This is a genomic window from [Phormidium] sp. LEGE 05292 (assembly GCF_015207735.1).
In the GTDB taxonomy this organism is placed as follows: Bacteria; Cyanobacteriota; Cyanobacteriia; order Cyanobacteriales; family Aerosakkonemataceae; genus Floridanema.
Map to the genome: position 1 here is coordinate 71,245 of NZ_JADEWG010000015.1, position 6,000 is coordinate 77,244.

The window sequence follows — 6,000 nt, forward strand, 5'->3', positions numbered from 1 at the left end:
TCCGACTACCCACTACCCACTACCTTCTGTTAAGCATTATTTTCTATCCAATTCATCTTCTCCCACCAAAGATTTAATGGGTAATAAAGAATTGGAGCCCATAAACTGCTGAGGATAGCCGAAGACAAAGCGATTTGTTGATGATCTGTCCAAATTTCCGCCAAAGAGCGATCGCCCACCAGACTAAACTGAAGTGCCAGCACTGTTTCTGCCACCACAGTCATCCCAAACACAATTAATGCTACAGAAATAAAATCTTCTTGAACATACCTTTGTTTTTTCAAGCTAGCCGTCAAAATTCCCACACACATCAACGAGAGCGTATGAGAAGGATGAAGTGAAGTCATCCCATCCTGAATTAAACCTAAAGCCAGTCCTGCGATCGCTCCTTGTAAAACACTCCGCTTTACACTCCAAGCCACTACCCAGATCAGCAACCAATTTGGGCCAATTCCTAACAATTCCATACCTGGTAGTCGAGACGGCAAAATTAGCGCACAGACAATCACAGAAGCAATTGTCACTCCCCAATTAAGCATTTGACGACCATAGTAAGGCAAACGAGAAATCTGAATCATTCGCTGTTTAGTTGTCCGTCTATGATTAAATTTTTCTTGCTTGTTTTTCTGACCAATTTACCACTCAGCCTGGACAACTATTTGAGAAACTCAAAATTTAGTTATTTAGAATTGGCTTGAGAAGTTTCCGAATCAGTATTTTTTTCCACTGGATAAACAGCTACCCATTCTAAGACACTCGTCGGAGCCGAAAGAGCAATCACAGCCTCTGGCGCAGGACTTTGGCTTAAATTCACTGACTCCACACGCCCCACAGGTAATCCTGAAGGAAATAGCTCGCTAGCTGATGAAGTAGTCACCACATCACCTCGGCGGACATCGGGAACTCGCTCAAAAAATTGCATTACTGCCTTATTTCCTGATTTACCCCGCATCACACCCATAAAACGGCTTCGGTTGATCATTACACCCACACGACTGCTAGGATCGCTAATCAACATTACCCGGCTAGTATGAGCAGTTACGCTACTTACTCTACCGACCAACCCGCCCGGAGCGGTAACGACAAAATCCTCTTTGATCCCATCGTTACTTCCCCGACCGAGAGTAATTTGTTGCCACCAATGATCGGCACCACGACCTACAATCGGAGCAGCGATCGCCTGCTGCTGATTTTTGGCTACATAACCCAAAAGTTCCCGCAGTTTTTGATTTTCTTTTTCGACTTGTTGTAACTTTGCCTCCATTTCCACAACTTTGGCATTAGTTAACAATTCCTGCTTACTTGGATTAGATTGAAACGGACGAGTAAGCAACTGATAGACTTCAAATAAGCTTCCTCCTTGAGTTTGACGAGCAACCCAAGCCGTACTGATTACCAAGCCTATCAGTGCCACTTGCAACCAATTTCGATCCCACCAACGGCGTAACGTATCCATAGACAGTAGTCTTTATTCCTGTTTCGAGCAATGGACTTATAAACTGCGAGAGCGCCCACTAAATACGCGATCGAGCTGTTTGATATTTTCTAGCACTCGTCCAGTACCTAAAACCACACAACTCAAAGGATCGGCTGCCACATGAACCACAATTCCTGTTTCATGGCTGATTAAGGTATCTAGACCGCGAAGCAAAGCCCCGCCCCCTGCTAGCATAATTCCCCGATCGATAATATCTGCTGCTAGTTCGGGAGGCGTTCTTTCCAAAGTCCGCTTCACCGCTTCCACAATTACTGCCAAAGGCTCAGACATACTTTCCCGAATTTCTGGCCCTTTAATTGTGACAGTTCTGGGCAACCCAGAGAGTAGATGTAAACCCCTGACTTCCATAATCGAATCTTCATCTGCGATCGTGGGATAAGCCGAAGCAATTTGAATTTTAATTTCTTCTGCCGTTCTTTCCCCAATCACCAAATTATGCACCTTTTTCATGTACTGAATAATCGAATCATTCAGTTCATCTCCAGCGACACGCACTGACTCACTCAGCACCGTACCTTGTAAACTCAGTACCGCTACTTCCGTAGTACCACCGCCGATATCAATAATCATGTTACCTGTAGGCTCAGCCACAGGTAGCCCTGCGCCAATAGCAGCTGCCACTGGCTCATCAATTAATCTCACATCTCTAGCGCCCGCTTGCAGCGCCGCATCCATCACCGCCCGTCGTTCTACCCCAGTTACACCACTGGGAATACCGATCACAATTCGCGGTTGTACCAAAGCTTGACCTTCGTTCACCCGTTTGATAAAGTGCTTCAGCATTAATTCAGCACTATCAAAATCAGCAATTACCCCATCACGCAGCGGACGCAACGCCACCACGTTACCTGGGCATCTTCCCAACATTTTTTTCGCTTCTTCTCCCACCGCCAATGCTTCGCCAGTATCTTTGTCAATGGCGACCACTGAAGGTTCCTGAAGAACTATGCCTTTACCAGACACATAGACTAAAGTATTTGCGGTACCGAGGTCGATACCCATGTCACGAGATATGGATAAGCGATTAAAAAGACCCACGCGCTATTTGCCCCCAAATCAGAGATGCTTTTTGTAGGACTGTAACCTAACCGTGCAGGATTTTATTACGTTTTCTATCCTGCGTCTAGTCAAAATGGAAATATTTCTTTTGTTATATGCCACCTGAAATTTGAATTGTACCCTCAATTCGCTAAAGTAGATAAATAATTAATGAGTACACCTGTACTGGTAATTAATATGACTCTCAATGTTGTAACTTTAGTCGGTCGTGTCGGTGGAGATCCTGACGTTAAATATTTCGAGTCGGGTAGCGTTGTTTGTAAGTGTACCCTAGCGGTGAACCGTCGCAGCCGAGATAATGACGAACCAGATTGGTTTAATTTGGAAATTTGGGGAAAAACAGCAGAAATTGCGGCAAATTACGTGCGTAAGGGCAGCTTAATCGGAATTACAGGCTCTTTAAAGTTTGAATACTGGCAAGATAGAGCTACTGGTGCTAATCGCTCTAAACCAGTCATCAGAGTAGAGAGATTAGATTTATTAGGTTCTAAGCGAGATAATGAGGCTGCTGGTATGGGCAACTATCAAAGTAACGAAGAGTTTTGAGTTTTGAATTGTAGGGGCGGGTTTTTCCATTGATCAAACAATACCAACAGAATATTTAGATAAACCCGCCCCTACAGAGTTAGGGGGAGTTTTGAGTTTTGGGTTTTGAGTTTTAAGTTAGTTTGGGGAGTTTTGAGTTAATAAACTTCTCCCCATCTCCCCATCTCCCCACCTCCCCACCTCCCTACTGCCAAAATAGGGGACTTATTTTTGCCATTGCGCGATCGCTTGTTTAGCTTGATTATAAGCAGGTGTATTAGGCGGAACTAAACTAGCAGTTTGAACGGCTAAAGCCAAATTACCCTCATTAGCTCTTTGTCTAGCCAAATTCAAAATACTTTGACTCCATGAAGTAATCAAAGCTTGGGCTTGGACGTAACCTGGATCTCCTGCGGGAATTTTCTGTGCCATCTTAATTGCTTGAGCGTAAGAAGTAGCAGAATTTGGGCGAATTAATCCCCTAGCTGTAGACAACACAACTTGATTTGCTTGTTGCTTTTTCGCCAAAGGAGTCCACTGACGAATTAACTTTTCTGCATCGGCATAAATTGGCTGTGGGTCTTGGGGAACCATTTCAGCGGCAACGATCGCACCTCGGTAATCTCTCGTATTAGCCCGTCCCTGAGCAACATCCAGAATACTGCGACTCCAGCGTTCTATATTCGCTTGTGCTTCCCGATACAGCGGATCGCCAGGTTTAATCTGATTAGCTTGCCTAATCGCTAGCACATAAGAATTAGCCTGATTATTGCGTAACAAAACTTTGGCTTTATCCAAAGCAGTTAACTTACTAATGGGAGTCACAGTACCAACGGTGGAATCGCCAGGAGTTTCTGCTTGTTCGCTTCCAGGGAAAAGTAGATTGCGGCCAAAAGTCGTCAGCAATAGCAGTACCAACAACAGCAAACCGCCGCCCCACAGCAGAATTTGCTGCCATAAATTGCCTTTATCCTCATCCTCATCATCATCCCCAGCCGTATTTACAGGTTTAGGTTGCCCATTGTTAGTCGATGCAGCAGGAGTTGTCGTTGCTTCTTGTTGATTACGTAAAGCAGTTTGAAAAGGATTTTCTCCAGCAGAAGTTGCTACCGCAGAAGCAACTGTAGCCGCAGTACCGACTTGAGCACTTGCTTGATTCCAATCCCCATTACTAGAACCCACAAACGCTGGTTGTTCCGGTAAAATTACCTGATGACTCTTTCCGGGAGGATTTACTACGACTACTGGTTCTTGCAAAGGACGACTGTGGGTTTGACTTAATTCTGGGACTCGTTCGCTTAAGTAACGTTTTAAACTAGCCAGAGTCAAACCAGCACCCGATCGCAAACCTTCCAACAACGCCGCCGTAAACAAACCATGTTGCAGTTCGCCAATCTCATAGGAAAATTGACCAGGTTGAGAGGAAAGCACCGTCGGAATTTCCATTTCCCTAGCCAGTTCCACAGTTTGATTACCCACCACTGTCGAACCTTCTTGATGTTCCTGCTGGTGATTCATATCCAGCAACAGTAAAACTGTTCCCGCCTTAGAATTCTTGAATTTTTCATAGATTTCTTTAATGGAAATCCCTGTAACGCTAACATCACCTGGGTTGCCATCAATTGGCATCAGGTAATCCTCTCCTTCCCACTTCACACCATAACCGCTAAAAAAGAACCAAACCAGGTCATCTTGTTTAATTGCTTGCTGACATAAATGATCCAGCCATTGCTTTAAATTTTCGCCCGAAGGGTAAGTAGACTGACCTTCAATAAACGGCGAAGTATCTGTCAAAAGCAAACAGCGATCGGGCAGAAAACTTCCCTTACTAACGACCAGGTTCCATAAACCCTGTGCGTCGGCTTGGGCATAATTTAAAGGTTGGAAGTATTGGTATTGGTTAATGCCAATTGTGATCAACCATTGATTGCTCATAGCGTGATGTCTCCCATGTCTAGGATGCTATTAGATTGTTATCAACGAGATGTTAACAGTATTTATGTTGAGGTGAAACAATGCAAATAAAAACTTTGAGTTTATTGGTTTTTTTGGGGTTGGCTGGCAGTTTTTATGCTGCTGAAAGTACGATCGCACCTTTAGCCGCCCAAGCCTACACCTCTCGCGTCAATATTACACTGGAACGACAACCGAATGAATCTTTTCCAACTCTAACCCGAAGAGCCGAAACAGTCGCTAGAGCTGCCGCACAACGCAGTTTCGACAACGACATCCTAGTTACACAAGCCTCTGTAGTCGTCAATGCAGAAAACGGCGGTCTATCCGCACCCATTCTCTCTTTAGAAGTCAGTCGGGACAACTGGAAGAACTACCCTAACGCGCAACGCTGGTCTACCTATTACCCTACTTCTCAAGCTTTGCTGAGAATCGAAAACCCTGTTCCCACAGCAGCGGTAACTCAACCTGGTCAATCGCCCACCAATCCCACAAATAGTTCAGGAACAGGTACAACCCCTACCACTGGAACTACTCCAGCTAATCGTAGTAACCAAAATTACGGTACTAAACCCACAGCTACCACTGGAACAGGCACAACAAACCGCACTGGCACAGCTAATCAACGGTCTAATTCTGGGAATACAACGGGTAACACCCAAAATACCCAAGGGTCTAATTCTGGGAATACAACGGGTAATACCCAAAATACCCAACAAAGTAATTCAACTAATAATTCAGTTAATAGCACAGGAACAAATAACAACCAAACAAGTACTTCCTCTTCTCCCAATGTTCAACAAAACAACACTCAAGCTAATCCCTCTAGTTCAAAACCAACTTATGGTCAAGGGTTAATTCGTAGAACTAGGGAATTAAGAGACGAAATCAACAACAGACCTCCTACCGATCTCCCAGAATAATGAGGTGGGAAAGTGGGGAGGTGGGGAGATGGGGAGGTAGGG

Annotated in this window: 6 protein-coding genes; 2 read left to right on the top strand and 4 right to left on the bottom strand. The window is 44.7% G+C overall.

What is annotated here, in order from left to right; genetic code table 11:
* Positions 1-29: 29 nt before the first annotated feature.
* From mreD to IQ264_RS06975, 3 genes are all read right to left on the bottom strand, one after another.
* Positions 30-578, bottom strand: a complete 549-nt coding sequence (gene mreD, locus IQ264_RS06965; protein ID WP_193979924.1) for a rod shape-determining protein MreD — start codon at positions 576-578, stop codon at positions 30-32.
* Between the two features lie 101 nt (positions 579-679).
* On the bottom strand, positions 680-1,456 hold the full coding sequence (gene mreC / locus IQ264_RS06970) for a rod shape-determining protein MreC (protein ID WP_193979926.1): 777 nt from the start codon (positions 1,454-1,456) through the stop codon (positions 680-682).
* 36 nt (positions 1,457-1,492) lie between these two features.
* Positions 1,493-2,500 carry a rod shape-determining protein gene (locus tag IQ264_RS06975; protein WP_193979936.1) on the bottom strand — a complete coding sequence of 336 codons (1,008 nt, stop codon included), beginning with the start codon at positions 2,498-2,500 and terminating at the stop codon, positions 1,493-1,495.
* Positions 2,501-2,734: 234 nt separating this feature from the next.
* Here IQ264_RS06975 and IQ264_RS06980 point away from each other — a divergent pair, with 234 nt between their 5' ends.
* Complete coding sequence (locus IQ264_RS06980) at positions 2,735-3,103, top strand: single-stranded DNA-binding protein (protein WP_193979938.1); 369 nt, start codon at positions 2,735-2,737, stop codon at positions 3,101-3,103.
* A gap of 204 nt (positions 3,104-3,307) precedes the next feature.
* Here IQ264_RS06980 and IQ264_RS06985 read toward each other — a convergent pair whose 3' ends face one another.
* The gene (locus IQ264_RS06985; RefSeq protein ID WP_193979928.1) at positions 3,308-5,017 is read right to left on the bottom strand and encodes a caspase family protein; all 1,710 of its coding nucleotides are present in this window, start codon (positions 5,015-5,017) and stop codon (positions 3,308-3,310) included.
* 80 nt (positions 5,018-5,097) lie between these two features.
* On the opposite strand from IQ264_RS06985, the gene IQ264_RS06990 reads away from it, so the two are divergent.
* Positions 5,098-5,958, top strand: coding sequence for a hypothetical protein (locus IQ264_RS06990; protein ID WP_193979930.1), 861 nt, complete (start codon positions 5,098-5,100; stop codon positions 5,956-5,958).
* Positions 5,959-6,000: the final 42 nt, after the last annotated feature.